The organism is Mycobacterium sp. IS-1496 (genome assembly GCF_001499995.1).
In the GTDB taxonomy this organism is placed as follows: domain Bacteria; phylum Actinomycetota; class Actinomycetes; order Mycobacteriales; family Mycobacteriaceae; genus Mycobacterium.
This window is the reverse complement of sequence record NZ_LQIU01000014.1, coordinates 1-26,506: the sequence shown is the minus strand read 5'-3', so window position 1 is coordinate 26,506 and position 26,506 is coordinate 1. Positions and strand designations below refer to the sequence as shown.

The 26,506-nt window shown below is 71.2% G+C and carries 28 protein-coding genes and 1 riboswitch; of the genes, 13 read left to right on the top strand and 15 right to left on the bottom strand.

Features of this window, described 5'->3' with window-relative positions:
- Positions 1-3: 3 nt before the first annotated feature.
- Positions 4-1,185 carry a cellulase family glycosylhydrolase gene (locus AU195_RS09850; protein WP_059158891.1) on the bottom strand — a complete coding sequence of 394 codons (1,182 nt, stop codon included), beginning with the start codon at positions 1,183-1,185 and terminating at the stop codon, positions 4-6.
- Between the two features lie 339 nt (positions 1,186-1,524).
- Between AU195_RS09850 and AU195_RS09845 the strand changes: the two genes are divergently transcribed.
- Complete coding sequence (locus AU195_RS09845; protein ID WP_059158890.1) at positions 1,525-2,607, top strand: GGDEF domain-containing protein; 1,083 nt, start codon at positions 1,525-1,527, stop codon at positions 2,605-2,607.
- On the opposite strand, the gene AU195_RS09840 is transcribed toward AU195_RS09845, so the two are convergent.
- The 4 genes from AU195_RS09840 to AU195_RS09825 all read right to left on the bottom strand — a co-directional run bounded on the left by AU195_RS09840 (position 2,600) and on the right by AU195_RS09825 (position 6,006).
- Positions 2,600-3,157: a nucleoside/nucleotide kinase family protein gene (locus AU195_RS09840; RefSeq protein ID WP_059158889.1), complete on the bottom strand. Its 558-nt coding sequence runs from the start codon at positions 3,155-3,157 to the stop codon at positions 2,600-2,602. The two genes, AU195_RS09845 and AU195_RS09840, sit on opposite strands and share 8 nt — an antisense overlap.
- Entirely contained in the window at positions 3,144-3,920 is a 777-nt protein-coding gene (locus AU195_RS09835) for an energy-coupling factor transporter transmembrane component T family protein (protein WP_059158888.1), read from the bottom strand. Before AU195_RS09835 ends, AU195_RS09840 begins: the two co-directional genes overlap by 14 nt.
- Positions 3,917-5,383 (bottom strand): ABC transporter ATP-binding protein, encoded by a 1,467-nt coding sequence (locus AU195_RS09830; protein WP_059158887.1) that lies wholly within the window; start codon positions 5,381-5,383, stop codon positions 3,917-3,919. The genes AU195_RS09835 and AU195_RS09830 overlap by 4 nt, the downstream gene beginning before the upstream one ends.
- Entirely contained in the window at positions 5,380-6,006 is a 627-nt protein-coding gene (locus AU195_RS09825; RefSeq protein ID WP_059158886.1) for an ECF transporter S component, read from the bottom strand. The genes AU195_RS09830 and AU195_RS09825 overlap by 4 nt, the downstream gene beginning before the upstream one ends.
- Positions 5,998-6,108, bottom strand: a riboswitch (TPP riboswitch). Its footprint overlaps the gene before it by 9 nt.
- A gap of 126 nt (positions 6,109-6,234) precedes the next feature.
- On the opposite strand from AU195_RS09825, the gene AU195_RS09820 reads away from it, so the two are divergent.
- Genes AU195_RS09820 through AU195_RS09805 form a run of 4 tightly spaced genes read left to right on the top strand, consistent with a single transcriptional unit; the run spans position 6,235 to position 11,941 of the window.
- Positions 6,235-7,329, top strand: coding sequence for an acyl-CoA dehydrogenase family protein (locus AU195_RS09820; RefSeq protein WP_172800533.1), 1,095 nt, complete (start codon positions 6,235-6,237; stop codon positions 7,327-7,329).
- 3 nt (positions 7,330-7,332) lie between these two features.
- A complete protein-coding gene (locus AU195_RS09815) occupies positions 7,333-8,526 on the top strand; it encodes an acyl-CoA dehydrogenase family protein (protein ID WP_059158884.1) in 1,194 nt (397 codons plus the stop codon).
- A 3-nt stretch (positions 8,527-8,529) separates the two neighbouring features.
- Complete coding sequence (locus tag AU195_RS09810; protein ID WP_059158883.1) at positions 8,530-10,965, top strand: CaiB/BaiF CoA-transferase family protein; 2,436 nt, start codon at positions 8,530-8,532, stop codon at positions 10,963-10,965.
- Between the two features lie 52 nt (positions 10,966-11,017).
- Entirely contained in the window at positions 11,018-11,941 is a 924-nt protein-coding gene (locus AU195_RS09805; RefSeq protein ID WP_059158882.1) for a LysR family transcriptional regulator, read from the top strand.
- 1 nt (position 11,942) lies between these two features.
- On the opposite strand, the gene AU195_RS09800 is transcribed toward AU195_RS09805, so the two are convergent.
- Genes AU195_RS09800 through AU195_RS09765 form a run of 8 tightly spaced genes read right to left on the bottom strand, consistent with a single transcriptional unit; the run spans position 11,943 to position 18,601 of the window.
- Positions 11,943-12,545, bottom strand: coding sequence for a CbiQ family ECF transporter T component (locus tag AU195_RS09800; RefSeq protein WP_059158881.1), 603 nt, complete (start codon positions 12,543-12,545; stop codon positions 11,943-11,945).
- Positions 12,542-13,225, bottom strand: a complete 684-nt coding sequence (locus tag AU195_RS09795) for an energy-coupling factor ABC transporter ATP-binding protein (RefSeq protein ID WP_059158880.1) — start codon at positions 13,223-13,225, stop codon at positions 12,542-12,544. The genes AU195_RS09800 and AU195_RS09795 overlap by 4 nt, the downstream gene beginning before the upstream one ends.
- Positions 13,218-13,829 carry a biotin transporter BioY gene (locus tag AU195_RS09790; RefSeq protein ID WP_059158879.1) on the bottom strand — a complete coding sequence of 204 codons (612 nt, stop codon included), beginning with the start codon at positions 13,827-13,829 and terminating at the stop codon, positions 13,218-13,220. Before AU195_RS09790 ends, AU195_RS09795 begins: the two co-directional genes overlap by 8 nt.
- 22 nt (positions 13,830-13,851) lie before the next feature.
- Positions 13,852-14,715, bottom strand: coding sequence for a polysaccharide deacetylase family protein (locus AU195_RS09785; RefSeq protein ID WP_059158878.1), 864 nt, complete (start codon positions 14,713-14,715; stop codon positions 13,852-13,854).
- Entirely contained in the window at positions 14,712-15,692 is a 981-nt protein-coding gene (gene speB / locus AU195_RS09780) for an agmatinase (protein ID WP_059158877.1), read from the bottom strand. The genes AU195_RS09785 and speB overlap by 4 nt, the downstream gene beginning before the upstream one ends.
- The gene (locus AU195_RS09775; RefSeq protein ID WP_059158876.1) at positions 15,689-16,453 is read right to left on the bottom strand and encodes an SDR family NAD(P)-dependent oxidoreductase; all 765 of its coding nucleotides are present in this window, start codon (positions 16,451-16,453) and stop codon (positions 15,689-15,691) included. The genes speB and AU195_RS09775 overlap by 4 nt, the downstream gene beginning before the upstream one ends.
- A complete protein-coding gene (locus AU195_RS09770; protein ID WP_059158875.1) occupies positions 16,450-17,145 on the bottom strand; it encodes an SDR family NAD(P)-dependent oxidoreductase in 696 nt (231 codons plus the stop codon). The genes AU195_RS09775 and AU195_RS09770 overlap by 4 nt, the downstream gene beginning before the upstream one ends.
- Positions 17,138-18,601, bottom strand: coding sequence for an APC family permease (locus AU195_RS09765; protein WP_059158874.1), 1,464 nt, complete (start codon positions 18,599-18,601; stop codon positions 17,138-17,140). The genes AU195_RS09770 and AU195_RS09765 overlap by 8 nt, the downstream gene beginning before the upstream one ends.
- A 169-nt stretch (positions 18,602-18,770) precedes the next feature.
- Here AU195_RS09765 and AU195_RS09760 point away from each other — a divergent pair, with 169 nt between their 5' ends.
- The 6 genes from AU195_RS09760 to AU195_RS09735 are packed head-to-tail and all read left to right on the top strand — an operon-like array spanning position 18,771 to position 23,417.
- Complete coding sequence (locus AU195_RS09760; RefSeq protein ID WP_172800532.1) at positions 18,771-20,138, top strand: PucR family transcriptional regulator; 1,368 nt, start codon at positions 18,771-18,773, stop codon at positions 20,136-20,138.
- A gap of 42 nt (positions 20,139-20,180) precedes the next feature.
- The gene (locus AU195_RS09755) at positions 20,181-20,819 is read left to right on the top strand and encodes a helix-turn-helix transcriptional regulator (protein WP_059158873.1); all 639 of its coding nucleotides are present in this window, start codon (positions 20,181-20,183) and stop codon (positions 20,817-20,819) included.
- Positions 20,816-21,256, top strand: a complete 441-nt coding sequence (locus AU195_RS09750) for a hypothetical protein (RefSeq protein ID WP_059158872.1) — start codon at positions 20,816-20,818, stop codon at positions 21,254-21,256. The genes AU195_RS09755 and AU195_RS09750 overlap by 4 nt, the downstream gene beginning before the upstream one ends.
- Positions 21,257-21,278: 22 nt before the next feature.
- The gene (locus AU195_RS09745) at positions 21,279-21,701 is read left to right on the top strand and encodes a group III truncated hemoglobin (RefSeq protein ID WP_286149202.1); all 423 of its coding nucleotides are present in this window, start codon (positions 21,279-21,281) and stop codon (positions 21,699-21,701) included.
- Positions 21,698-21,889: a ferredoxin gene (locus AU195_RS09740; RefSeq protein ID WP_059158871.1), complete on the top strand. Its 192-nt coding sequence runs from the start codon at positions 21,698-21,700 to the stop codon at positions 21,887-21,889. The genes AU195_RS09745 and AU195_RS09740 overlap by 4 nt, the downstream gene beginning before the upstream one ends.
- 58 nt (positions 21,890-21,947) lie before the next feature.
- Positions 21,948-23,417, top strand: a complete 1,470-nt coding sequence (locus tag AU195_RS09735) for an amidase (protein ID WP_059158870.1) — start codon at positions 21,948-21,950, stop codon at positions 23,415-23,417.
- On the opposite strand, the gene AU195_RS09730 is transcribed toward AU195_RS09735, so the two are convergent.
- Both AU195_RS09730 and AU195_RS09725 read right to left on the bottom strand, forming a co-directional pair.
- Positions 23,414-24,568 (bottom strand): RNA polymerase sigma factor, encoded by a 1,155-nt coding sequence (locus AU195_RS09730; RefSeq protein WP_059158939.1) that lies wholly within the window; start codon positions 24,566-24,568, stop codon positions 23,414-23,416. The genes AU195_RS09735 and AU195_RS09730 overlap by 4 nt on opposite strands.
- Before the next feature lie 14 nt (positions 24,569-24,582).
- On the bottom strand, positions 24,583-24,990 hold the full coding sequence (locus AU195_RS09725) for a YciI family protein (protein WP_059158869.1): 408 nt from the start codon (positions 24,988-24,990) through the stop codon (positions 24,583-24,585).
- 137 nt (positions 24,991-25,127) lie between these two features.
- Between AU195_RS09725 and AU195_RS26165 the strand changes: the two genes are divergently transcribed.
- Together AU195_RS26165 and AU195_RS09720 are read left to right on the top strand one after the other, a co-directional pair.
- The gene (locus AU195_RS26165) at positions 25,128-25,259 is read left to right on the top strand and encodes a hypothetical protein (RefSeq protein ID WP_286149198.1); all 132 of its coding nucleotides are present in this window, start codon (positions 25,128-25,130) and stop codon (positions 25,257-25,259) included.
- 49 nt (positions 25,260-25,308) lie between these two features.
- The gene (locus tag AU195_RS09720) at positions 25,309-26,403 is read left to right on the top strand and encodes an NADH:flavin oxidoreductase (RefSeq protein ID WP_059158868.1); all 1,095 of its coding nucleotides are present in this window, start codon (positions 25,309-25,311) and stop codon (positions 26,401-26,403) included.
- The last annotated feature ends 103 nt before the right edge of the window (positions 26,404-26,506 follow it).

The following is a 26,506-nucleotide window of genomic DNA, read 5'->3' as shown; positions in this document are numbered from 1 at the left end:
GCCTCAGGTGGGCCCGACGCGGCCCGTCAGCCAGCGGATGGTCCGGACCTCGCTGTCGCGGTAGGGCTGCCCGTCGGGGCGCAGCAACTCGTGGAACCAGGCCTTCGGGGGTGAGGTGTAGGGCTTCTCCCACGAGTCCCACGGCAGATGGGTCTGGGTCTTGCCGACCACCAGCCCCCAGTTGTAGGCGCCCACGTTGCGTCGTTTGGCCAGCGGCAGGATCTCCTCGACGGTGTTGCCGAACTCACGGGCCAGGTATTCGGTGCACACGATGGGTCGCCCGAGCGGGCGCAGTTCGGCGATCCGCGCGTCGAACTCGTCCGCATCGCCGTAGTTGTGGAAGGTGATCACGTCGGAGTTGTCCAGCTGGATGCGGGCGATGGTGCTGCGGCGTCCGGGGTCCGCCCACTGCCCGTCCCACACTCCGCTGGTCAGCGGCTGGGCGGGGTCGACGTCGCGGGCCCAGCCGAAGACCTGCGGCAGCAGCTCCGCCACCCGCTCGACCTTGTCCTTGCGCTCGACCTGGCGGTACTGGTTGGCGGGGTTGTCCGGTTCGTTCCACAGATCCCAGCCGAGGACGCGCTCGTCGTCGCGGAACTGGGTCAGCACACCGGTGACGTAGTCGCGCAGGACGCGCCGGTAGCGGGGGTCACCGATGAAGTGGGCGCCGGGGCCCTGCACCCAGCCGGAGTTGTGCACACCCGGCCGCGGCGGGCGCTGGCGGCCGAGTTCGGGCAGCGGATCCCAGCACGAGTCGAACAGCACGAACAGCGGCCGGATGCCGTGCCGGGCGGCGATCGCGACGAACTGCGCGAGCCGGCGCTGGAAACCGTTGCGGTCCTGTGCCCACAGCTGATCGTGCAGGAAGACCCGCACCGTGTTGAGTCCGATGCGGCGGGCCAGCATGAGCTCGGTGTCGATGCGCCGCCGGTCGAACGTCGCGGCCTGGAACATCTCCAGCTGGTTGACGGCGTTGGAGGGGATGAAGTTCGCACCGACGAGCCAGCCCTGCTGCTGGTACCAGGCGTGGGCGCGGGCGGCCGACCACCGGCGGGATGCGGCGGACGCACGGGGCAATGCGGACGCCGCGGCAGACGCCGTCAGCAGCGCGGGCAGTTTGAGCGCGGCGCGTCGGGCGAACGGGCGATGCTGATTCCCCCCGGGCACGTCGGGTGTGCTCGTCAATGTGCAGTCTCCGGCTTCGACTCTGGGTTCGGATTCGCACGCCGCCCCCGACCGCGCGACGTGCCCTCGGACAGGCAGCAGGGGCGACGCTCGTGGTGCGCGACGCCCCCGCCCCATCTGTCGTACCCGTGCGGCGGGGACGCTACAACGCGGTGGGCTCGGCACCGGCCGGTGAGCCGGGGAAACCCCATGGCGACAGGCGATTTCGCGCCGGATTGTGTTTCCCGTCACGGCCGCGGAGCCGAACCGGCGAATACTGTCGTTCGCAAGTACCGCCACCGGACCGCCCTGTACCGTGAGCAAACACGCATCGGGGCGTGTGCCCGGGGGGAACTGTCCATGCAATGGGTGTACGACTGGTGGCGGCAGCCGGACCATTTCGATTGGCTCAGCGGTTATCTGCAGACCCGTGGAATGGCGACGGTGATGCGTCGCGGCCTCGCCGTGGTCGCCGCATCGCTGGCGTTGGTGCCGGTCAACGCCTTGTGGGGGCCCGCCTCGATCGACGACCGGCTGGCAGTGGGCCTGGCGACGGTGGCTTCGCTGGCGGGGCTGAGTCTGGCGGTGCTGTGGTTGAGGCGCTGGCCGACGCGGACCGAGTCGGTGGTGTTCGCCGCGATCGGCAGCGCAACCATCGCCGGGGGCTGTCTCTGGCAGGCCGAACCGCTGATCGGCCTGACGTTCTGCACGGCGCTGGCGGTGTCGGGCGGCTACATCGCGTTCTTCCACACCGCGCGCTACATGCTGATGAACTTCGCGCTGGCCGTCGGAGTGGGCGCGTGGCAGGCGATCCGGGTGGCCGCCGAGGGCGAACCCGTGCTGGCGCTGACCGGCTACTTCCTGGTCCTGGAGCTCAACATCGGCGTCCCGTTCGCGATCCAGGTGATCGTCCGTTCACTCGGCACCGACCTGCTGCGCTCCGACCGTGACCCGCTCACCGGACTGCTCAACCGGCGGGCGTTCACCCACGCCGTGGTCGGGCGCCTGGTGGCGCGCGCCGACCGGGCGTACCTGGCGGTGGCGCTGATCGACCTCGACCGGTTCAAGGCGATCAACGACCTTCACGGCCACGCCAGCGGGGACGCGGCGCTGGTCGACGTCGCGCAGGCGTTGACGGCTGCGGTCCCCGAGACCGCCCTGGTGTGCCGGATGGGCGGCGAGGAGTTCCTGATCGCCGACATCGTGCCGTCGGCCGCGCCGACCGAGTGGGCCCAGGGGCTGTGCGCGGCGGTCACGTCCACACCGTTCCGGATCACTGCGAGCGTCGGCACCGCCACAGTCCCGCTGCGCGACGTCAGACCGGACGAGGCCGACGAGACGTTCCACCGGCTGGTCACCGAGGCCGACATCGCGATGTACACCGCGAAACGGCGCGGCGGCAACCAGATCCAGCACGCCGGTGATGCCCGCACCGTCAGCTGAGATTCGCCGCCAACCGCAACCCGTCCTCTGTGTAGGTCGCGATCCAGTCGGCGACGGACCGCGGGTCGTACCGGGCGATGAAGGCCTCCTCTTGCACGGCCCACCTGTCCCAGTGCGGCGCGTAGGTGTCGCCGTCGCGCGCCAGCGCGCGGCGCTTGCGGTCGGCCTCCGGGGCGTCGACCCAGACAGCCAGGTCGGCGAGTGCGCGGTGCTCCACGGTCAGGGCTCCGACCCCCTCGATGATCACCCGTCGGTCGGGTTCGACGGTGTGCCAGCCCGCGGGCGTGCCGGTGGTCCAGTCCCACCTGCGCCACCGTCCGGGCCGACCGGCGGCGCGCGGTTCCAGCAGCGCCTCCCGCAGGTGCTCGACGGCCCATGCCAATCCGTCCCAGCCCGCGTAGATGTCGTCGAGGGCGACGATCACGCTGCCGTGCCAGCTCTGGTGCAGCTGTGCGGCCAGCGTCGTCTTCCCCGAGCCCGAACGCCCGTCGATCAGGACGGTGCGAGCACCGGCGTCGGCGAGTCGGCGCGCCAGGTCATCGACTTCCAATGAAGTTCCAGTGTCCGGTGGTGACGGAGACGGCGATCGCGGCGGCGGCGATGCCGAACCCGGCCAGCACCAGCGCCGCGTCGCGGGCGCCGAAACGCGACGGCCGCGCCCAGGTCCGCGTCGGGTAGGCCCCGAATCCGCGGGCCTCCATCGCGGTGGCGAGCATCGACCCGCGGCGGATGGCGAAGACCAGCAGCGCGAACGCCTGCCCCGCGACGCGCCGCAGGCGGTTGCGGTCGACGACTCCGCGGGCGCGGCGTGCGTAACCGAGGTAGCGCCAGTCCTGCCGGAGCAGCCCGACCGTTCGCAGCCCGGCCAGCGCCCCCAGCACGAACCGGGCCGGGAGCCGCAGCACCTGGGCGAGGCCGTCGGCGAGTTCCGTCGGGTCGGTGTCGATGAACAGGACCACGGACGGCAATGCGATGGCGAGCACCCGCACGAACGTCGCGACCGCCAGCGTGATGGACCCGTCGGTGACCGTGATGAGCAGGAACTGCCAGTGCACGGTGCCGCTGCGTTCGCCGTAGAGCACGATGGTGACCGCGGTGAGCCCTGCGGCCAGCACGAGCAGTCCACCGCGGATCAGGACCGCTCGCAACGGGATTCGCAACGCGAGGATCAGCAGGATCTCGAGTGCGAGCGCGGTCAGGGCCGACACCCAGTCGAGGCTGGCCACCAGGCCGGCGGCGATCACCAGGGCGGCCACCAGTTTCGCGACGGGATTGATCCCGGTCCGCACCGGCGCGGCGTCGACGCTCGTCATCGCGTTCGTCCCGACGTCGCGCTGGTCCGCATCTCGATCCGGCGGTCGCCGAGCACCGCGGCGAAGTCGAGGTCGTGGGTGACCGCGACCACCGCGGTGCCGTGGTCGGCGATCTCGGCGAGCAGCCGGACCAGTTCCTCCCAGGTGTTGCGGTCCTGGCCGAACGTCGGCTCGTCGAGCACGACCAACTCGGGCCGGGTGGCGAGCACCGTCGCGACCGACAGCCGCCGCTGCTCACCGCCGGACAGCGTGTAGGGGTTGGCGTCGGCGAGTGCGGTGAGCCGCAGCCGCTCCAACAGCGGATCGCACAGCCGGGCGACCGCGTCGTCGTCGTGGCCGAGGGCGCGGGGACCGAGCGCCAGTTCGTCGCGGACGCTGCCGGTGAGGAACTGGTGCTCGGGGTTCTGGAACACGCTGCCGATACGGGTCAGCAGTTCCCGGGAACGCCACCGGACGGGTTCGCGGCGGTCGGCGGCCGGGGCGAACCCGTCGCGCGCCTCGACCCGCCCGCCGCGGGGTGGGAGCAGTCCGCCCAGGGTGAGCGCCAGCGCGGTCTTACCCGCTCCGTTCGGCCCGGTGACGACGGTGACCGCCGCCCTGGGGACGTCGAAGACCATGTCCGCGGTGCGGGGACCGTGCGGGTACCCGGCCGACAGGGCGACGGCGTCGGCCAGCGGTTCACCCGGCACGGCGTGCCGGTCGATGGACGGCAGGGCGGCGCCGGGCACCCACACGCCCGCCCGCGTCAGGCGTTCACCCTCCCGCACGACGGTCTCGGCGGGCGGCCCGTCGGCGAGGACCTCGCCGAGGGGACCGAGCACGACGACGCGGTCGACCACGGGAAGCCACACCGCGGTGCGGTGTTCGACGACGATCAGCGTCGCGCCGGTCCGTTCGGCCACCGCGGTGACGGCGTCGCGCACCTCGACGACACCGGCGGGGTCCAGGTTCGCGGTCGGCTCGTCAAGCAGGATCAGCCCGGGGTCCATGGCGAGCACACCGGCCAGCGCCAGCCGCTGCTGTTGGCCGCCGGACAGTCGCGAGGTGTCGTGACGCAGCGGCATTCCCAGGCCGACGGCACCCAGCGCCCGCCGGACCCGCGGCCAGATCGCCTCGGGAGCGACGTTGAGGTTCTCCATCCCGAACGCCACGTCGTCGCCGACCCGCGACAGGATGACCTGCGAGTCGGGGTTCTGCAGCACCATGCCGATGCGGCCGCGGCGCTGCGCGGGTGCGACCCCGTCGACGAGGAGACGCCCCGCCTCGTCGCCGTCCTCGCCGCCGCCGAGCAGACCGGCCAGACCCTGCAACAGCGTCGATTTACCCGAGCCGCTGGCGCCGAGGAGCAGCACCCGCTCCCCTGGTTCGACGGTGAGGTTCAGATCGCGGACGGCCCACGACGGGCGACCGGCGTGGCGCCAGTGCCAACTCCCGGCGGCGACCGCGACACCGCCTGCGGTCATGGCCGAACGTCGCTCGGCGACCCCGTCCTGCCCGACGGGAACCGGGACAGCGCACCGGTTTTCGCCAGCCCACGCACCACGTACCAGGACAGGCCGCCGGCGATCACGGCACCGGAGACGGTCCCGGCGACGATGTAGATCGCCGCGAAGGCCGAGGTCGAACCCGGGTACAGGAGCAACAGCTCGTTGATCGCCATGGCCAGCCCGGCCGCCGCCCCGGCCAGCACCGCGACCGGAAGGTTCCACACCCGGTACAGGAAGCAGGCGAACACGATCTCGGCTGCCAGCCCCTGCACGAGGCCGAACTCCAGGGTCATGACACCCCACTGGTTACCGACCAGGGCGGACACCGTCGCGGCCACGAGTTCGCCGTAGACCGCCGCACCCGGTTTGCGGATCACCATCGCGGTGAGGACCCCGGCGAACAGCCAGCCGCCGCCGAGCAGCGCCTGCAGTCCCGGCAGCGCCGCACTCAGCGGGGCGCCGATCGGGTTGGACGCGACGTTCCACATCACGAACACCAGGCCGGCCGCGACGGCCAGCACGCTGGCCACCACGATGTCGACGACGCGCCAGCGGTAGCTCCGCGCGGTCACGGGAAAAGATGGGGACACGTCAGTCATCAGTTCACTCCCTACGCCGGCATTACCCGGTCAGGTTCATACGGTCGACGGCCCTCAGCCGTCCTCTCAGCGCACTCGGTGTGCACTCCCGCGTGGGTTATCGGCTCCAACGTAGCGCAGCCGCGCGCACATGTCGCCATCGGAAACCCGAGGGTGTCGTAAGTCGTGATGTACACGCCCCGCCTCAGCGCGGAAGCTGTCAGCGACGACAGGGAAGGCGGTCCGCCCATGACGATCGACGTCGCCGAACGGGAAGCGCTGCAGGAGGCGGTCCGCGATCTGCTGCGCAGCCGGTGCACCGAGCAGGATGTGCGGCGGGTGCTGACCGGCGAGGACGGATTCGACCGTGACCTGTGGCGCCGGCTGGCCGAACAGGGTGTCACCGGCATCGTGATCGCCGGCGAATACGGCGGTGTGGGCCTGGCCGCGACCGAACTCGAGGCGGTGGCCGAGGAGACCGGGGCCGCCCTGCTGCCGTCGCCGTTCATCTCCAGCGCGGTGCTCGCAGCCGCGCTCGTCCAGGCCGCCGGCGCCGAGGAGGACAAGCAGCGGCTGCTGCCCGGCCTGGCCGACGGCACCGCCGTCGGGACCGTCGCGGTGACCGGGCGGGCCGGTACCTGGACCGCCGAGGGCGTCAACGTCCGCGCCGGCGTCGACGGCACCCTGACCGGCAGCGCGCACTACGTCACCGACGGTCAGGTCGCCGACGTCCTGCTGGTCGTGGCGCAGGGCCGGGACGGTATCGGCGTCTACGAGGTGGACGCGGGCGCCGAGGGTTTCCAGCGCGTCGCGGCGACGGTGTTCGACCCGTCCGTGCGGCTGTCGACGTTCACCTTCGCCGACACCCCGGCACGCCGGCTGGGCACCGCCGGATGGGACGCGGTGCAGCAGGCGCTCGACCTGGCGACGATCGCGCTGGCCGGTGAACAGTGCGGCGGCACCCGGCGCATCTTCGAGATCACCGTGGAGTACCTCAAGACCCGCATCCAGTTCGGCAGGCCGATCGGCAGTTTCCAGGCGCTCAAGCACATGGCCGCCGATCTGCTGCTCAAGGTGGAGTCCTCCACCTCGGCCGCGCAGAACGCCGCGGCCCAGCGGGATGCCGATCCGGACACCGCGGGCGGGGCGATCGCGCTGGCGGGGTTCGCGTGCGCCGAGGCCTACCGCGACACCGCCGCGGCGGCCATCCAGATGCACGGCGGGATCGGCTTTACCTGGGAGCACCCCGCACACCTGTACCTCCGCCGGGCCCGCACCGGACTGCAGTTGTTCGGCGGCCCACGCCTGCACCGCGAGCGTTACCTCCAGTCGAAAGGCGCCTGACCCATGACCGAGACGACTCCGAGCGCCGACGAGGTGCGCGTCGAGGTGCGCGCCTGGCTCGAGCAGAACTGGACGGGTCTGCCGAAGTCGAACGACCCGTGGGTGGCCTCCCCGGAGCGTGTCGCCTGGCTCGAGAAGGTGCTCGACGCCGGCTACGCGGTACCCACCTATCCGACCGAGTGGTTCGGCCGGGCGTACCCCAACCATCTGGCATCGGCCATCGAGAAGGAGTTCAAGGCGGTCCGGGCGCCCGGCGCGCGGCGGGACAAGTACAGCATCCCGGCCAACACCGTCCTGAAGTTCGGCAACGACACCCTCAAGCGAGAGTTGTTGCGCGACTTCCTGACCGAGCGCGCCAGCACCTGTCTGCTCTACAGTGAGCCCGGCGCCGGCTCCGACCTCGCCGGTGTGCACGCCACCGCGGTGCGCGACGGCGACCGGTGGGTGGTCAACGGTCAGAAGGTGTGGACCTCCGGGGCGGCCACGGCCGACTACGGACTGCTGCTCGCCCGCACCGACTGGGATGTGCCGAAACACAAGGGATTGAGCTTCTTCATCCTGCCGATGAAGCAGACCGGCATCGAGGTCCGGCCGCTGGTGCAGATCACCGGCGAATCCCATTTCAACGAGGTGTTCATCAGCGACGCCGCGGTCCCCGACGACTTCCTCGTGGGCGGTACGGGCAACGGCTGGCGGGTGCTGCAGACCGCACTGGCCTACGAGCGGTCCATCATGGGCGACAGCGGCCGCGGGTCGCGCAACAGTTCGCGCGCCGACAGCCTGGTCGAACTCGCCCGCGAGCACGGCCGCCTCGACGACCCGGTCATCCGGGACTCGCTGGCCACCGTGCTCTCACTGCGAGAACTCAACCGGCTCAACAACGCTCGCGCGAAGGCGTCGACGTCGATCGGCACGTCGAGTTCGATCATGTCGCTGGGCAAACTCGCCATGTCCGACATCCTGCACACCGAGGCCAGGGTGAAGACCGACATCATCGGCGCCGAGGCGCTGCTGGCCGGGCCGGACAATCCCGAGGCCGACGACGTCAACTTCCTGACGCTCAACGCCTACTTCACCTCCATCGGCGGCGGCACCGATCAGATCCAGCGCAACATCATCGGCGAGCGGGTGCTCGGGCTGCCCAAGGAACCGGAGGTCGACCGCGACATCCCCTTCCGCGACGCCCGTCGGAACTGACCGATGACCGAAACCCCTCCCCACGACACCGCGACCCCTCCCCACGACACCGCGAACTACGACCCGCCGCTGGCGGGCGTCCGCATCCTCGACCTGTCCTCCGGTCCGATGACCGCGATCGGCCGGCTGCTCGCCGACCTCGGCGCGCACGTGACCGCGGTCGGACTGGCCGATGTCACCGGTGACGTCGAGGCCGCTCCGCCCATCGGCCGGGTGCCGCTGGCGACGGCGATCAACAGGCGGGGCGTCGGATCGGTCGACATCGACGCCTCCACACCCGCGGGACGGCAGCGGTGGGACGACCTGCTGGGCGCCGCCGACGTCCTGATCGAGGACACCCCACCCGGCTCCCCGGCCGAACGCGCACTCGCGGTCGACGAGGTCCGCGCCGCCCACCCGGGGCTGATCGTGTTGTCGCTCAGCGACTTCGGACGGGACTCGGACTTCAGCGGGTGGCAGGCCACCACCCCAGTGCTGCACGCCCTGACGAGCGAACTGTCCCGCTCGGGCATCCCCGGGCGCGAGCCGCTGGTACCGCCGGGTGAGCAGTTGCCGTACCACGTCGCGGCCGCGCAGGCCGGGGTCGCGGTGCTCAGCGTGCTGCTCGACCGGCTCCGCACCGGTATCGGCGACCGCATCGACTTCGCGATCGTCGAGGGGGCGATGCAGGCGCTCGACCCGCCGTTCGGGACCATGGGCACAGCGTCGGCGGGAGTGCCTACCGCCCAGCAGCAACGCAACTGGGCCGCCGAACGGCTGCGCTATCCGATCGTGCCCTGCCGGGACGGCTACGTCCGCATCTGCCTGCTGGCAAAACGCCAGTGGCACGGCATGTTCGAGTGGATGGGCCGACCCGAGGCGTTCGCCGACCCGAAGTTCGAGGGCCTGCGGGACCGGCTGACCTCGATCCCGCTCTGGACGGCCATCGAGGCGTTCTGCGCCGACAAGGACCGCGACGAGTTGGAACGGGAGGGGCAGCGGCACGGCGTGCCGACCGCCGCGGTGCTGAGCCTGACCGAGGCGCTGGCCACCGACCAGGTCGTCGCACGCGGTTTCTTCGGCACCGCCGAACTCGCCCCCGGGCTCGTCGCCCCGGTGCCCCGCGGCGTCGTCGAGATCGACGGCTGCCGCGCGAGCGCCGACGCCGGCCCCGACATCGGCGAGCGGACCCTCGACGGTGCGCCGGTTCTGCAGCACCGCAAGCGATCCGACCAGGGCCTGCCGCTCGAGGGGCTGCGTGTGCTGGACCTCGGCGTGATCGTCGTCGGCGCCGACACCGGCCGGCTGTTCGGTGATCTGGGCGCCGACGTCATCAAGATCGAGAACGCGGCGTTCCCGGACGGGATGCGGCCCGGCCGCAGCCCGATGAACGCGAGTTTCGCCGGCGGACACCGCAACAAGCGGGCGATCGGCATCGACCTGCGGTCAGCCGACGGCCGGGCCCTGGCGCACCGGCTGGTGCGCGAGGCCGACGTCGTGCTGACGAACTTCAAACCCGGAGTCGCCGCGGGCCTGGCCATGGACCACGACACGCTGAAGTCGGTCAACCCCGGCATCGTCGTTGTCGACAGCTCGGCGTTCGGCCCCACCGGTCCGTGGGCGCAGCGGCTCGGCTACGGCCCCCTGGTGCGCGCCGCGGCCGGCTTCACGAAGCAGTGGGTCTACCCGTCGGACCCGGACGAGTTCTGCGACACCGTCACCGTCTACCCCGACCACGTGTCCGCGCGCATCGGCGTCCTGGCCGCGCTCAGCCTGCTGGTGCGCCGCGAGCGCACCGGCCTGGGCGGTGCGGCCAGCATCGCGCAGTCCGAGGTCATGCTCAGCCACCTCGCCGCGGAGATCGCAGGCGAGGCACTCGTCCGCGATGGGCACGAACCGTCCGACGTGCCGGCGCACGATGCGCCCTGGGGGTTGTTCCGTGCCGCCGGTGCGGACGGCGCCGATGCGTGGGTGGCGGTCACCGTCCGCGGCGACACCGACTGGCAGGCGCTGTGCCGCGTGCTCGGCCGCCCCGACCTGGCCGACGATGCGGACCTGAGGACCCGAGCCGGCCGGGACCGCAACCGCGTTCGCGTCGACGAGGCGGTGACCGGCTGGACGGTCCGGCACTCACCCGGCGAGGCCATGGAACTGCTGCAGGCGGCCGGTGTGCCCGCCGGCGCCGTCATGCACGCCGCCGAGCTGCCGGGCTGGGAGTTCTACGCGCAGCGCCGCGCCTTCCGCGAGGAGCTGCATCCGCACGGCCGGGAACCGTACGTGCTGGAGAACGCCCAGCTGCACGCCGAGCGGATCGCGGACCCGCCACTGGGGCAGGCGCCGCTGCTCGGCGAGCACACCGTCGAGATCGCCACGACGCTGCTCGGACTGGAGCACGCCGAGGTGCAGGACCTGCTCGCGCGCGGGGTGCTGCAGACCGCGCCCCAGGCGCGTCCGCTCTAGGGCCGGCACGGTTCCGTACGATTCAGTCAAACGGACCGTCGGACGAGGTGTCTTGGAACTCGACTTCACGCGACTGAAGTATTTCGTCGCCGTCGCCGACGAACTCCACTTCAAACGGGCGGCCGACCGGCTGCGGATCACACCCCCGCCGCTGAGCAAGCAGATCAAACTGCTCGAGCGTGAACTCGGCGGGCCGCTGTTCGAGCGCAACTACCACGAGGTCCGGCTCACCCCGCTGGGTGAGCGGCTGATCGGCCCGGCCCGCGACATCCTCCGGCAGGTCGACGAGTTCAAGGCGACCGCGGCCCAGGCGGTGCAGGGAGCCCCCGCGCTGCGCATCGGCGCCACCGCCTACGCCCCGTCTGACCTGCTCGCCCAGGTGGAGGCGGCCGCCGCCGACCTGCCCGGCCCGTCGGTGTTCAGCGTCCCCGGCTCGGCCGCCGAGGTCATCGCGAAACTGGTCTCCGGACACCTGGAGATCGGCGTGATCCACCTGCCCGCCAAGGACAGACGGCTCGCGCACCGGGTCATCGCCACCTATCCGGGTGCGATCGCCGTGCGGTTCGACGATCCGCTGGCCGCCCACGACACCGTGACGGTCGAGCAGTTGCGCGATCGGGAGGTGGTCATCGACTTCGCCCGCCCCAATCCGGTGGTGCTGGCCGCGCTGACCCGGCAACTCAACGCGCGCGGGGTGCACCGGATCGTCCGCACCACCAACCAGCGCGGCGGCGAACTGGAGATGGCCGCCCAGGTGTCCAACCGGCACCTGGTGGCGATCCTGAGCTATGCCCCGGCCTCGGCCATCGGCCGGATCTTCTCGCCACCGGAGTTCAAGCTCATCCCGATCGACGAAAGCACGTGGCCGCCCGCCGAGATCGCGCTGGCGTGGGCCCGCGACCGCGCGGCGTCGATGCCGGAGATCGAATCCGCGGTGGAGCGGTTGGCGAGCGCGGTGGGCCGCGCACGCGCCTGACTCAGTCGAGACCCCGCGCGGCGAGGGCGTCGGCGAAGCCGTCGGCGGTGTGCAGGGCCGCCACCACCACCGGCGCCACCACGATGCGCGGAGAGAACCGCAGACCTCTGGCGCGACGCGCCTCCTCCACCTGGAGCACCGTCTCGACCATCAGCGGGATCGCCCGGATGGTCAGCGCGAGGCCCAGCGCGACCTGTTCGACCGGGAAGCCGAATCGGGCCAACGGCCGCATCGCGCGGGTGAGCGCGGCCAGCATGTCGGTGGTGCGGGTGCTGGTGGTGACCGCCGCCGCCAGTGCCACCGACAGCGTCAGGATTCCGCACACCACCAGGGCGCGCCGCCAGTCGGTGAACAGCAGCTGGAACCCGAAGATCACGGCGACCACCCAGAACACCGGCCGAAGTTGCGCCACAACGGTTCTCGGCCCCATCCGCGCGCACCCGAGGACGGCGGACACGACGAGGGCCGCCACGCCGAGGTGCGCGGGCGTGTCCACCGTGACCGACATCAGCGCGATCAACCCGCCGAGGCCCAGCAGTTTCAGCCCGGCAGGCAGCCGGTGCAGCAGTGACGGCCCCGGCCGGTAGACACCCAGCACCGTCATGACATCAGCCGCCGGTAGGCCGCCAGCGCGGCGGGCGGCGCGTCGTCGGCGCGGACTTCGCCCTCATCGAGGACGATCACGCGGTCGAAGTCGTCGACCAGTGTGAGGTCGTGGGTGACGACGATGAGCTGGGTGTCCAGGGTCGCGAACGCCGCCCGCAGCATCGCGGTGTTGCGCAGGTCCAGCAGGGTCGTCGGTTCGTCGGCCACCACGATGTGAGGTTCGGTGACAAGCACCGCCGCCAACGCCAGCAATTGTTTCTGACCGCCCGACAACAGATGGGCGGGATGGTCGGCGTGCCCGGCGAGGCCGAACCGCTCGAGCACCTGCCGGGTGCGGTCCGCGCGCTCGTCGCGGCTCAGCCGGTGGCGCGACAGCGACAACTCGATGTCCTCGGCCACTGTCGGCATCAGGATCTGGCGGTCGGGGTCGGTGAAGACGAATCCGACGCGGCGGCGGACCTTGCGGGTCGACCGCCGGGTGTCCAGACCGTGCACCCGCACAGTGCCCCGATCCGGGAGCACCAGCCCGTTGATCATCCGCGCCAGCGTCGATTTGCCGCTGCCGTTGGCGCCGAGCACGCCGATGCGGTGTTCACTCAGGCTCAGCGAGACGTCGCGCAGGACGGGGCGCTCACCGTAGGAATGCGAGACCCCGTCGAAGACGATCCCCTCACTCATCGGGAACGCGGCGCCGTCTCCACGGGGTGATGAGACCGGGCCGCGCGCGGTGCACCTGCGCGGCGACGAACGCCGTCACCACCGCCTTGGCGACGTCGCCGGGTATGTAGATCCCGTTGGTGGACAACGCGGCCCACCACGACAGGTCGGTGCGGATCATCAGGCCGACGGTGCCGAACGCGTAGATCACCGCCATCCCGCCCACGACGTTGATGACGACGCCCCACAGCACCCGGTAGCGCGGCATCATCATCGCGGTCAGCCCGCCGATCACCACCGCGGCGGGTAGCCACCCGACGAAGAAGCCGGCGGTGGGCGAGGAGAGCGACACCAGGCCGGTGCGGGCGCCGGCCAGAATGGGCAGCCCGGCGATCGCGAGCAGTGCGAACAGCGCGACGGCCAGCGCCCCCTTGCGCGGGCCGAGGATCGAGCCGGCGAGCATCACCCCGAGGGTCTGCACGGTGATCGGCACCCCGCTGGGACCCACCGTGAGCGTCCCCGGCAGGCCGAGGGCGGCGATCAGCGCGGCGAACACCGCCGCCTGGGTCAGGTCGGCCGCCGACACGGCCCACCGGCGCCGGGGCGCGTCCACCTTCCCGTCCATTCGGGCGATTATCGCGGGCGCCTCAGCGCGGCACGTCGGGCGGGGTGATGGTCCGTGGTGGCAGGCCGAGTGCGCGGACGTGTTCGGCGATCGATCCCAGGTTGGTGGTCCACACGTCGTCGTGGTCGAGCACGTGACGCATCAGGTCGTCGAGTTCGGCGGCGCGCGACGCCCGCCCGGTGAGGAACGGATGGTTGGTCAGCACCCAGCAGCCGCCGGCCCGGCGCATGGCGTCGAACTCCAGCTGCCACAGCTCCCGCGCCTTGCGCGGGCTCTCGATGAGGCCGCTGCCGGAGATGTCGGGCAGGAAGCAGTACTGCTCCCAGTCGTCGAGGGCCCACTGGATGGGGATCTCGACCAGAGACCGCTCGTCGCCGGGCGTCACGGCCAACTCGTAGGGATGGTCGGCGTCCATCAGGCTGGAGTCGTAGAGGAAGCCGCGGTCGGCCAGCAGCGCCGGGGTCCGCCACGACAGGTCCCACATCGGCGCCCGGTACCCGGCGGGCCGCACCCCGGCGACATCGGCGAGCGCGGCCAGGCCCCGGTCGATGACGTCGATCTCCTGCTCGAGGGTCAGCGCGGTGGGCTGTTCGTGCAGGTATCCGTGGTGGGCGATCTCGTGCCCGGCGGCGACGACGCTGCGGATGGCCTCCGGGTAGCGGTCCGCGGTGTGCCCGGGGACAAAGAACGTCGAGGCGATCTGATGGCGCTCGAGCATGTCGAGGATGCGCGGGATGCCGACCAGCGGACCGTAGGCCTGGTGGCTCATCACGCTCATCCGCGCGCCGACGGCCTCGTTCCCCCACAGCACGGCCGATTCGGCGTCCACGTCGAACGTGAACGCCGCCGCCGCGACTTTGCCGCCGGGCCAGGCCAATTCCGTCATCGGTCGGCCATCAGGGTGATCAGCTCGTACGCGAGGTTCGCCCCGGCGACCGCGGTGACCTCGGCCTGGTCGTAGGCCGGGGCCACCTCCACGATGTCGGCGGCCACGATGTTCAGCCCGCGCATGGCCCGCAGCACCGCCACCAGTTCCCGGCTCGTCATCCCGCCGATCTCGGGTGTGCCCGTGCCAGGGGCGAAGGCCGGATCCAGGACGTCGATGTCGATCGACACGTACACCGGATGCTCACCGACCCGGTCGAGCACCCGCTCGATGACACCGTCGACGCCGATGCGGTCGATGTCGCGGCAGTGCACCACGGTGAAGCCCAGTTCGGCGTCCTCGAGCAGGTCGGCGCGGTCGTAGAGCGAACCGCGGATCCCGACGTGCGCCGAATGGTCCTTGACCAGCAGCCCCTGTTCGGAGGCGCGCCGGAACGGGGTGCCGTGGGTGCAGGGGGCGCCGAAGTAGGTGTCCCAGGTGTCGAGGTGGGCGTCGAAGTGCACCAGCGCCACCGGCCCGTGCACCTCGTTGACGGCCTGCAGGGCGGGCAGCGCGATGGTGTGGTCCCCGCCCAGCAGCACGACGCGCTGTTCGGGCCGGGTGAGCAGACCCCGCACCCCGGCGCGGATCTCGTCGACGGCGGTGGTGATGTCGAACGGGTTGGCCGCGATGTCACCGGCGTCGACCACCTGGGCGGCGGCGAACGGCGCCACGTCGAGCGCGGGGTGGTAGGGCTTGAGCAGCCGCGAGGCCTGGCGGATCGCGGCCGGTCCGAAGCGGGCCCCGGGCCGGTAGGTCACCCCGCCGTCGAAGGGCACGCCGAGGACGGCGATGTCGTGGTCTGCGACCTCGTGGCGCTGCGGCAACCGCGCGAACGTCGCGATACCGGCGTACCGCGGGACCGCCCGCGCGTCGACCTGGCCGAGCACCCCGGTCTCCGACCTCACGTACTGCACGTGCCCTCCCTCTGTGGTCATACCCTCCCCCTCGTCGAGCCGCCGTTACACGAGATCACCTGACCGACAACGGCTTCCACCTCGAAATCGCAGAGCAGTTCGACCGCCGCGGACACCTCCGCGGGCGCTCCGATGCGGCCGAGCGGGATCGCCTCCGCGTACCGCTCGTGCATGGTGGCGAGGTCCACCCCCGCCGCCTCGGCGTCGACGCGCAGCTGCGGGGTGTTGGTCACCCCCGGGGCGACGGCGTTGACGATGATGCGTTCGGGCGCCAGTTCGCGGCCCAGTGTCTTGACCAACGAGATCAGCCCCGACTTCGCGGCGCTGTAGGCGGTGGCCTCCGGCCAACCGGTCACGCCCCATTCGCTGGTGATCACGACGATGCGCCCGCCGCCGCGGGCCCGCATGTGCGGGAGGACCGCCTGCACGAGGAAGAACGTCCCACCCAGGTTGGTGTCCACGACCTTCCACCAGTCGGCGTCGTCGTGCTCGGTCAGCGGCCCCATGGTCATGTAGGCGTGGTTGGCGACGAGGATGTCGAGGCGTCCGGCCCGCTCGGCGACGTCGCCGGCGATCCGCACGCATTCGGCCGGGTCCGACACGTCTCCCGCGGCGGTGAGCCCACCGATCTCGTGCGCCAACGCGCGAAGCGGTTCGCCGTCGCGAATGTCGTTGACCGCCACGGTGGCCCCCGCGGCTGCCAGACGGCGGGCGTGCGCGGCGCCCATACCCTGGGCCGCGCCGGTGACCAGCGCGACCCGGCCGGTCAGATCGGTGGTCATATGACGGCTCCCGCGTTGACGTTGAGGACGTCACCGGCACTGAACGTCGCGTCACAGACCAGGTATTCGACGCAGCGGGCGACCTCGCGCGGTGTCGTGAGCCGCCGCAATGGCAGCGAGTTCAGGTATTCCGGTGTGCGACAAGGATTGTCGGCGGTGAGCAGTGGGGTGTCGGTCGGGCCCGGCGCCACCGCGTTGACCCGCACACCGCGGGGGGCCACCTCGGCGGCCAGGCTGCGGATCAGGCCGATGACGGCGCCCTTGGCCGCGGCGTAGTGCGCGTCGCCGTCGCCGCCGCCGACCGCCAGCTCGCTGGCGACGGCCACCAGGGTGCCCCGGGTTTCCAGCAGGTCGGGAAGGGTGGCGCGCGCGATGTTGGACAGCCCGCCCAGGTGCACGCGCAGCATGGTGCGCCACGCCTCGGCGGTGATGTCGGCGACCGGGACCATCTCGTAGTGGCCGGCGGAGTTCACCACCGCGCCGATCGGTCCCAGCCGGTCCCGCAGTTCGGCGACCGCGGCGACGACCGCTTCGGAATCCGAGATGTCCACGGCGACAGAGTGTTCGACGTCCGGTGCCGGTTTGCGGTCCAGGCAGCCGACGGTGTAGCCGCGGGCGGCCAGGGCGTCGACCACCGCGGCGCCGATGCCGCTGGCACCCCCGGTCACCAGCGCCACGGGGCGATCAGTCACGGGTGTCGGCCAGTTCGTCGCGCACCTCCGCGTCGTCGATCACCGCGGTGCCCCCGATGCGGGACCGCACCGTCGCCAGCAGCAGCGCGCCGAGTACGCCCAGCACCGCGACGCCGATCCACACCGACCAGTCCAGGTAGCGCTGCTCGAAGGCCACCCGGGGCCACGCGATGTTGAGGAACTGCAGCGTCGCCCACACCACCGCGACGACCGCGACCGGAAGCGTCAGGCGGCCGAGGGAGAAGGCACCCGGGGTCCACGCCCGTCGCAGCAGCACCGCGAGGAACCCCACGAGCGGGAACAGGAAGGCCAGGTAGAAGCCGCCCGCGGTGAAGTTCACCATCAGCGAGTAGACGTCCCCCGCGACGATGCTGAGCAGGAACAAGGCCGCGCCGACCACCGTGGTGACCAGGATCGCCACCACCGGGATGCGCGCCCTGCCCCGCAGTTGCACCAGCACGTTCGCCGCGGGCAGGGCGCCGTCGCGGGCGTAGGCCCAGATGACCCGGGACCCCGAGGTCTGCAGCGCGAGGAAGCTGGCGAGGAAGCCGATGACGAACAACACCTGGACGGGCTTCGCGATGCCGGCGCCCAGCGCGGTGGTCAGCGTGTCGTAGACCGGGTCGGCCACGGCGCCGTCGGCCACCGCGCCGAGGTCCGGGATCGCCAGGATGATCGCCAGGCTCGAGTAGGCCACCACGATCGCGATGAACGCCAGGGAGAACAGCACCGCCTTGGGCAGGTCGCGGCGTGGCTCGTGCACCTCCTCGGCGATGGAACCGGCGCTCTCGAAGCCGACGAACGACCAGCCGATGAACGCGACCGCCAGCATGAACGGACCGGTCAGGTAGGCCAGCGTCCCGGTGTCCGCGCCGCCGCCCTCGAAGAGCACCGACAGCGAGTTCTCGCGGTGGAACAGCAGCAGCCAGGTGCCGAGCACCACCGAGCCGACCACCTCGGCGATGATGCTGCCGACCATGAAGATCTTCAGTGCGCCCCGGCCGACCAGGTTGACGGCGGTGCCGGCGAGCAGGATCCCCAGGGCGATCAGCGCGAGCGTCCCGCCGGAGGGATCTTCCAGCCCGAAGATGTTGGCCATGAAACCCGCGGCGCCGAGCGCGACGGTGGCCATCGCGATGACCAGCGTCCACATGTAGACCCAGCCGGCGAACCACCCGTAGTTGGTCCCGAGGAGCCGGCGCGACCACTGGTAGATCGATCCCTCCAGCGGCCAGCGCGACACCAGCGTCGCGAACACCAGCGCGACGAGGAACTGGCCGCCGAACACCAGCAGAAAGCCCCACCAGAAGCTGGGGCCCGCCGCCGAGAGCGCCAGCCCGAAGATGCCGTAGAGCGCGACGATCGGCGAGATGAAGGCGAACGCGAACGCGAACGCCGACCACAGCGAGAACTCCCGGCGCAGCTGGTGCGGCTGCTCGGAGACCGATGACGACATGTGCTGCTCCCCTGGGTCGGTGCACTTTGTCACGAACTATCACCCCAGCTCAGCGCTGACGCCAGGCCATCCGGTGAACACGCAGCGATCCCACTGGGCGGCGGCGCCGCGTTGGAGGATCGCACAACGCCGATGGGCCCGGATGTGTCATCGGCGTTACGCTCGTCCAATGACGGCCGAGCCTGTCGACACGGGCGCCCCCACCCTGCGGGCGCTGCTCGATGCATCGCGCCTGGGTCTCGCCGTCCCCGACGGCACGTCCCAGGATCTCGACCGGCCGATCAGCTGGGCGCACATCACCGAGATGCGCGATCCGTCGCGGTACCTGCGCGGCGGGGAGTTGGTCTGCACCGTCGGCCTGAGCCTGCAGGCCCCGCAGGACTGCCGCACCTTCGCCGACGCGTTGGCCACGGCACGGGTGGCGGGCGTGTGCTTCGGCGTCGGCGACGGACACGACCAGGTGCCCGCCGCGCTGCTGGAGCACTGCGGGCGCCACGGCCTTCCGGTGCTGATCGCCGCACCGAGCGTGCCGTTCAGCAAGGTCAGCCGCTTCGTCGCCGAGTACGAACTCGGCGCCGAGATCGCGGTGGCCCGGGCGACCTACGCGCTGGTGCCCGAACTGCTCTCGTCGTTGCGCCGGCATGCGTCCGCACGTGACCTGCTCGACACCGCCGGCCAGATCCTGGGGTGCTACTTTCTGCTCGACCGGGAGGGCTCGCACGAATCGGCGTCGGTGTCGGTCGACGTGCCGGGTGGGGGAACGCTCGGGTGGATCGGCACCGGTGATCCGCCGGAGTCCGCGGTGCTCGACCTCATCGCCCGGTTCGTGCGGGCGACCCAGGCGGAACGCGACGTCGAGGCCGCCCTCGCCCGGGAACGGGTCGGCCAACTGCTCTCGCTGGTCGAGCGCCGGATGCTGCTGCCCGATGCGTTGAGTCAGCTGCTGGACTGGCCCGGCTTCGCCGCCGGACACCTCACCTGTTCGGCCTGGCCCACCGGAGCCGGCGCCCTGCTGTCGATGGCGGTCCCCGACGCGTTGGTCGGCGACGCACCCGACCTGTGCCTGATGCTCACCACGCAGTCGCTCGACGGGACCGACGATCTGTCACTGCCGTCCGGGCACTCGGCGCCGGTGCCGCTGACCGAGATCGGTTCGGCCATCGGCCAGGCGCGCATCGCCCTCGACCTGGCGCAGCGCCGGGGCCGGCGGGTCGGACCCGACCAGCTCAGCACCCTGGACAGCCTGCTCGAACAGCTTCCCCCCGCCCAGTTGGCGCCCTTCCGTCAGCAACTCATCGATCCCCTCGCGGAGATGGACCAGCGCAGGGGCACCCAGCACGTCCGCACACTGCGCGCCTTCCTCGCCGCGAACGGTTCACTCAGCGATACCGCCCGCGACCTGTACCTGCACACCAACACGGTGCGCCACCGGCTGGTCCGCATCCTCGAGCTCACCGGCCGAGACCCGTTGGACCACAACGACCAGGCGGCGTTCTCGATCGGTCTGCACGCGCTCGACCGGGAATCGACGCGCTGAACTCCCTAGTTTTTACAAGTCGATATTGTGTAAACTCCGGTCATGAGCACCCGGCGCCGGGACGTCCTGACCGTGTTGCGCGAGGCGGCGACTCCGCTGAGCATCGCGCAGATCGCCGGGGAGCTGGCCGTGCATCCCAATACCGCGCGGTTTCACCTGGAGGCGCTGGTCGAGGCCGGGCAGGTGGAGTCCGTCGAGGTCGACCGTTCGGGACCCGGCCGCCCGCCGTTGATGTTCCGGGCGGTGGCGGGCATGGATCCGGCGGGACCACGCGACTACCGGATGCTGGCCGGGATCCTCGCCGACGCACTCGCCCGACAGCCCGACGCGGCGCGGCGAGGCGTCGCCGCGGGGCGTAGCTGGGCTGAACGCGCCACCGCGCCCGCCCGCACGCGCAGCCGCCGACAGGCCGTCGACCGGCTCACCGGGATGCTCACCGAACTGGGGTTCGCGCCCGAAACACGCCGTGGCGCAGGGGCGATCGGCGAGATCGGCCTGCGCAACTGCCCGTTCCTCGAGCTGGCCGACACCCGCCGCGACGTGGTGTGCCCGGTGCATCTCGGGCTCATGCAGGGAGCCCTGTCCGCATGGGAGGCCCCGATAACCGTCGAAGCACTGACCCCGTTCGCCGAGCCGGACCTGTGCGTCGTGCATCTGCAGAAAGCCGGTGAGTCCTCATGAGTACCGCACACGCCGTCGCTGTCGCGATTCTCTTCACATGGCTGGGAATGGTGCTCGCCATCTCGTTCCTCGAAGCGCCGCTGAAATTCCGCGCTCCCGGAGTGTCGCTCGCCCTCGGACTCGGCATCGGCCGACTGGTCTTCCGTGCCCTGAACACGGTCGAGGCCGTCCTCGCGGTGGTTCTGCTGGCCACCGTCGCCGTCGAACCACCGCCTCCGACCGCCCTGATCGGGGTGGGTGCCGTCGTCGTGGTGTTGGCCGTCCAACTGCTGGCGGTGCGGCCGCGCCTGGCTCGGCGGTCAGAACTGGTCCTGGCCGGCGCCGCCGCGTCCGACGGTCCGGCCCGGCGGTCGACGGTCCACTACGAGTACGTCGGCCTGGAACTGGTGAAAGTCGTCGCGCTCGTCGTCGGTGGCGTCGCGATGCTGGCCGGATGAGCAGCGAGAGCACGGGACAACGATGCAGTTCGACACCATGGGCGAAGCGCAGGCTCTCGACAGTCCTGGACGCGATCTCGCCACCCGTGCGGATGTGGAGTCGTTGTTGCGTCGCTTCTACGGGCAGGCGTTCGAGGATGAGCTTCTCGCCGTGCCGTTCGCCGATCTGATCTCCGGCGGTCTGGATCAACACCTTCCCGTCATGTGCGACTTCTGGGAGACGGTGTTGTTCCGAGCGGGACTGTACCGGGGCAACGCGCTGCATGTGCATCGCCGGATTCATGCTGTAACACCCTTGGGGGCAGAGCATTTCGTCCGCTGGCTGACCTTGTGGACCACCACCGTCGACGAGATGTACGAGGGGCCTGTCGCCCAGCACGCCAAGATCCAGGCCACCAGGATCGCCGACGCGATGCACCGCCGCCTAGTGAAGGAGAAGTCATGAGAGTCGTCGTGGACCGTGATCGCTGTGAGGGGAACGCCTTCTGCGTGAGAATCGCGCCGGCGGTCTTCCAACTCGACGATGACGAATACGCCGTCGTCATCGCCGACCCCGTGCCGGCCGGCCAGGAGGCGCTCGTCGAGCAGGCCATCGCCGACTGCCCGCGCGCGGCGTTGTCGCGCGGACGCTGACCACCCGGGAACTGGGCGATCGTCGGTGCTCCGGACACCGGCCGCATACGGTCGGAGAGTGAACTTCGACGAATACCGCGCACACGACGCGGTCGGGCTGGCGAAGCTGGTCGCCGACAAGCAGGTCACGGCGGCAGAGCTGCTGGACCTGGCCAGGGAGCGGGCGGCCGCGGTCAATCCGCGGATCAACGCGATCGTGCGGGACATCCCCGCCGCGCCGTCACCCGGGGCCGCCGGACCGTTCGCCGGTGTGCCCTTCCTCATCAAGGACCTGGCGCAGGACTATGCGGGGCTGCCGACCTCGGCCGGGTCGCGCGCGCTCATGGCGACGCCGGTCGCAGAACACGCGACCGTCGTGCAGCGGTGGCTCGACGCCGGTCTGACGATCTTCGGCAAGACCAACACCCCGGAGTTCGGGGCCAAGGGGATCACCGAGCCCGACGCCTGGGGGCCGGCGCGCAACCCGTGGGACCTGACGCGGACGCCGGGCGGTTCGTCCGGTGGTTCGGCGGCCGCGGTCGCCGCCGGCATCGTGCCGTGCGCCGGCGCCAACGACGGTGGCGGCTCGATCCGCATCCCGGCCGGATGCTGCGGGCTGGTGGGGCTCAAACCGGGCCGGGGGCTGACGCCGTCCGGTCCGGCGGTCGGTGAGCCCATGCACGGGGCGGCCGTGCAGGGTGTGGTGTCGCGGACGGTGCGTGACACGGCCGCGATGCTCGACGTGCTGCGCGGCGGCGAGCCGGGCGGCCCGTACGTGCCCGCCGTACCGAGCGAATCGTTCGCGTCGTCGGTGGGACAGGACCCGGGCACGCTGCGGATCGGTGTGCGGGTGCCGTCGGCCATCAACCCGGCCCCACACCCGGAGGCGCGCACCGCCGTCGAGAAGACCGTGCGGGCGTTGGCCGACCTGGGCCACCACGTCGAGGAACTGCCGGTCGCACCGTTCGACGACGCGGCGCTGGCGCGCGACTTCCTGCTGACGTGGTTCGTCCACAACGCCTACGAGGTCCGTGAGGCCAAACGGCTTTCCGGCGCCGGGGACGACGCGTTCGAGCGGGACACGTTGATCATGGCGGCCATCGGCGGGGCGACGAGCAGTGTGGACTACGTCGACGCCGTCGAGCGCCGACATGAGCACACCCGCCGGCTGACGACGTTCTTCGAGTCGTACGACCTGCTGCTGACACCCACGCTGGCGACTCCGCCGCCGACGATCGGCGAGTTCGACCTGCCGGTCGCGCTGCAGCGCGCCTCCGACGTGTTGATCAAGACGCGCACGGCCAGGATGCTGCGCTACACCAAGATCGTCGACGACATGGTGGACAAGAACCTGTCCTGGGTGCCGTACACCCAGCTGGCGAATCTCACCGGGCGACCGGCCATTTCGCTGCCCCTGCACTGGACGTCCGACGGCCTGCCGCTGGGGGTCCAGTTCGTCGCGCCGTTGGCGGGAGAGGCGCTGCTTCTGCGATTGGCCGCTCAACTCGAACAGGCGGTGCCGTGGGCGGATCGCGTCGCCCCGGTCTAGGGCGTCTCGGCCGCGAGGCGCTGACGCAGGACGGCGGCGCGACGCATGAGGTGGTTGCGTTCGGCGAGGTTCTGCGCCGTGACGGCGGCTTCCGCGTACAGGCCCGCGGCCGTGGCCAAGTCACCCTCCCGCTCGCGTAAGTAGGCCACCGACGCGGTGTAGCGCGGCAATGCCGGATCGAGGTCGGCCAGTGCGGCGAGCCCCGCGCGCGGCCCGTCCGCCTCACCGACGGCGACCGCACGGTTGAGCCGGACGACCGGGCTGTCGGTCAGGCGGACGAGTTCGTCGTACCACTCGACGATCTGCACCCAGTCGGTCTCCTCGGCGGTCCGCGCGTCGGCGTGCAGCGCGGCGATCGCCGCCTGCGCCTGGTACTCGCCCAGCCGGTCGCGGGCGAGCGCGGCCTGCAGCACGGCCACACCCTCGACGATCAGTTCGCGCCGCCACAGGCTCCGATCCTGTTCGGCGAGTGGCACCAGGCTTCCGTCGTCGCGGGTCCGTGCCGGGCGCCGGGCATGGTGCAGCAGGAAGAGCGCCAGCAGACCGGACACTTCGGGATCGTCGGTCATCGCGGCCAGCTGCCGGGCCAACCGGATCGCCTCGGCCGCGAGGTCGACGTCACCGCTGTAGCCCTCGTTGAACACGAGGTACAGCACGCGGAGCACCGTGCGCAGGTCGCCGGGTCTGTTCAGCGGGATTCCGCTGATTGTCCGCTTGGCACGGCTGATCCGTTGCGCCATCGTCGATTCCGGCACGAGATAGGCCTGCGCGATCTGCCGGGTCGTGAGACCGCCGACGGCCCGCAGCGTCAGCGCGACCGCCGACGCCGGGGTGAGACTCGGATGTGCGCAGAGGAAACAGAGCCACAGCGTGTCGTCGGTGGACTCGGCCGGGCCGGGCGGTGGCTCCTCCGCTGATCGCACCTCACGGTGGCGGCGCGCCACCTCGGACCTGGTGAGGTCCAGGAAGCGGCGCCACGCCGTCGTGATGAGCCAGCCCTTGGGATCGTCCGGGGCCTGCGTCGGCCAGGTGTCGAGCGCCCGGATCAGCGCCTCCTGGACCGCATCCTCGGCGGTCGCGAAGTCCGCCCCGCGGTGGACGAGGGCGGCCAACACACCGGGGATCAGTTCCCGGAGCCGGTTCTCGTCCACCGCACCGATGTCCACTACTCGGTGGAGCCGGGCGCCGCGGTCATGAACGGCCGCACCTCGAGCCACTCGTGGATCGGTCTGCCACCCGCACCGGGCGCCGCGGACAGTTCGCCGGCCAGTTCGACCGCGCGCTCGTAGGAGTCGACGTCGATGATCATGAACCCGGCGATCAGGTCCTTGGTCTCGGCGAACGGGCCGTCGGTCACGGGCGGCCTGCCCTCGCCGTCGTGGCGGACCCAGGCGCCGTCGGCCGCGAGGGCCTGGCTGTCGACGAACTCGCCGCTGCCCCTCAGGCGTTCCGCGAAGTCTTCCATGTACTGCATGTGCGCCTCGATCTCCTCGGGCGTCCACCGATCCATCGGCACGTCGTTGACCGCGGCCGGCGCACCCCGGTAGTGCTTGAGCAACAGGAACTTCGCCATGACTTCTCCCTTCAGGTCGCGACCCTAGTTGGTCGCTCACCCCCTGGGACGGAGCCGTGAGGACGTTCTCGACATCCCTGCCGGGCCGACACGACGGAGCGCGGTTACCGCCGCGCGTCACGGGGTACGAACCCGACATGACATCTGCCGACGAGAATGTAACGCCCGACCCCGCCAAGAAGGACGAGGAGGTGCTGGCCCCCGCCACCCCCGGCGCGGAAGCGCTCCCGCTGCCCGAGGACGAGGTCGACAAGCCCTCGCAGGGCTGAGGGCGCGCCTGCCGGAATCAGTCTCGCCGTCGCCGCGTTGAACCGCTTCGTGGCTACCGATGACCTCTTCCGACCGCTCACCGTCGGCTCCCTGACGGTCCCCAATCGCTTCGCGATGGCGCCGATGACCCGGCAGGCCTCGCCCGGCGGTGTCCCGGGCGACGATGTCGCCGAGTACTACCGTCGCCGCGCCGCGGGCGGGGTGGGACTGATCATCACCGAAGGCGTCCGCCTGCCGGATCCGGCCTCCGGCTACCCGTCCTCCATCCCCACGATCGCCGGTGACGACGTGCTCGCCGGGTGGTCGCGCGTTCTTCAGGCCGTCCATGGCGAGGGCGGCACGGTCGCCGCCCAGTTGTGGCACCAGGGTGCGCAGCGCGACGACACGGACGGCGTCGTCCCGGTCAGTCCGTCGGGTGTCGACGGCCACGGCCGGCCGCGGGGACGTGCACTCGAGACCGACGAACTGCCGCAGATCGCCGAACTGTTCGCCGAGAGCGCCCGGACGGCACGGGACGTGGGCTTCGACGCCGTCGAACTGCACGGCGCACACGGTTATCTGCTCGACGAATTCCTCTGGGCCCGAACTAATCTGCGAGCCGACGGTTACGGCGGAAGCCTCGCCGAACGCACCCGCTTCCCGGCCGAGGTGGTGGCGGCGGTGCGTGCGGCCGTCGGTCCCGACTTCCCGATCATCTTCCGGTTCTCACAGTGGAAGGGCACCGACTACGCGGCCTCGATCGCCGACGACCCGACGCAGCTGCAGGATCTGCTCGGCCCGCTGGCCGCGGCCGGGGTGGACGTCTTCCATCCCTCGACCCGGCGGCACTACGTACCGGCGTTCCCCGACCATGACGGCGCCCTGAGCCTGGCCGGATGGACCGGGAAGGTCACCGGGCTGCCGGTCATCGCGGTCGGCTCCGTCGGGTTGGAGACGCAGTTCCGCAGCGAGAAGCAGGGCCAACTGATCCAGCCGGCATCTGTGGACCGCCTCGTCGAGCAGTTCGACGCCGGCGAATTCGACATCGTGGCCATCGGCCGCGCGCTGCTCGCCGACCCCGCGTGGGTCAACCGGTTGCGCGACGGCGAACTCGACGGCTTCGCCGGATATCACCCCGAGACGGCGCTGGCGAAACTCGCCTGAGGCCCGCGGCGGTTGGCTACGGTGACCTCAGTGTCAGGGTGAGGTAGCCGCTATCGCGGTGGTTGGATCCTTTGCATCTGGTGTCTGGCTCGTACGGTGGCTG

Coding starts and splice junctions, on each gene's coding strand:
- AU195_RS09825 (WP_059158886.1), bottom strand. CDS start 6,006: ATGACTGACGTGTCCCCATCTTTTCCCGTGACCGCGCGGAGCTACCGC.
- AU195_RS09790 (WP_059158879.1), bottom strand. CDS start 13,829: ATGGACGGGAAGGTGGACGCGCCCCGGCGCCGGTGGGCCGTGTCGGCG.
- AU195_RS09845 (WP_059158890.1), top strand. CDS start 1,525: ATGCAATGGGTGTACGACTGGTGGCGGCAGCCGGACCATTTCGATTGG.
- AU195_RS09810 (WP_059158883.1), top strand. CDS start 8,530: ATGACCGAAACCCCTCCCCACGACACCGCGACCCCTCCCCACGACACC.
- AU195_RS09835 (WP_059158888.1), bottom strand. CDS start 3,920: ATGACGAGCGTCGACGCCGCGCCGGTGCGGACCGGGATCAATCCCGTC.
- speB (WP_059158877.1), bottom strand. CDS start 15,692: ATGACCACAGAGGGAGGGCACGTGCAGTACGTGAGGTCGGAGACCGGG.
- AU195_RS09815 (WP_059158884.1), top strand. CDS start 7,333: ATGACCGAGACGACTCCGAGCGCCGACGAGGTGCGCGTCGAGGTGCGC.
- AU195_RS09725 (WP_059158869.1), bottom strand. CDS start 24,990: ATGGCGAAGTTCCTGTTGCTCAAGCACTACCGGGGTGCGCCGGCCGCG.
- AU195_RS09765 (WP_059158874.1), bottom strand. CDS start 18,601: ATGTCGTCATCGGTCTCCGAGCAGCCGCACCAGCTGCGCCGGGAGTTC.
- AU195_RS09755 (WP_059158873.1), top strand. CDS start 20,181: ATGAGCACCCGGCGCCGGGACGTCCTGACCGTGTTGCGCGAGGCGGCG.
- AU195_RS26165 (WP_286149198.1), top strand. CDS start 25,128: ATGACATCTGCCGACGAGAATGTAACGCCCGACCCCGCCAAGAAGGAC.
- AU195_RS09795 (WP_059158880.1), bottom strand. CDS start 13,225: ATGAGTGAGGGGATCGTCTTCGACGGGGTCTCGCATTCCTACGGTGAG.
- AU195_RS09775 (WP_059158876.1), bottom strand. CDS start 16,453: ATGACCACCGATCTGACCGGCCGGGTCGCGCTGGTCACCGGCGCGGCC.
- AU195_RS09785 (WP_059158878.1), bottom strand. CDS start 14,715: ATGACGGAATTGGCCTGGCCCGGCGGCAAAGTCGCGGCGGCGGCGTTC.
- AU195_RS09745 (WP_286149202.1), top strand. CDS start 21,279: ATGCAGTTCGACACCATGGGCGAAGCGCAGGCTCTCGACAGTCCTGGA.
- AU195_RS09800 (WP_059158881.1), bottom strand. CDS start 12,545: ATGACGGTGCTGGGTGTCTACCGGCCGGGGCCGTCACTGCTGCACCGG.
- AU195_RS09750 (WP_059158872.1), top strand. CDS start 20,816: ATGAGTACCGCACACGCCGTCGCTGTCGCGATTCTCTTCACATGGCTG.
- AU195_RS09830 (WP_059158887.1), bottom strand. CDS start 5,383: ATGACCGCAGGCGGTGTCGCGGTCGCCGCCGGGAGTTGGCACTGGCGC.
- AU195_RS09740 (WP_059158871.1), top strand. CDS start 21,698: ATGAGAGTCGTCGTGGACCGTGATCGCTGTGAGGGGAACGCCTTCTGC.
- AU195_RS09820 (WP_172800533.1), top strand. CDS start 6,235: ATGACGATCGACGTCGCCGAACGGGAAGCGCTGCAGGAGGCGGTCCGC.
- AU195_RS09760 (WP_172800532.1), top strand. CDS start 18,771: ATGACGGCCGAGCCTGTCGACACGGGCGCCCCCACCCTGCGGGCGCTG.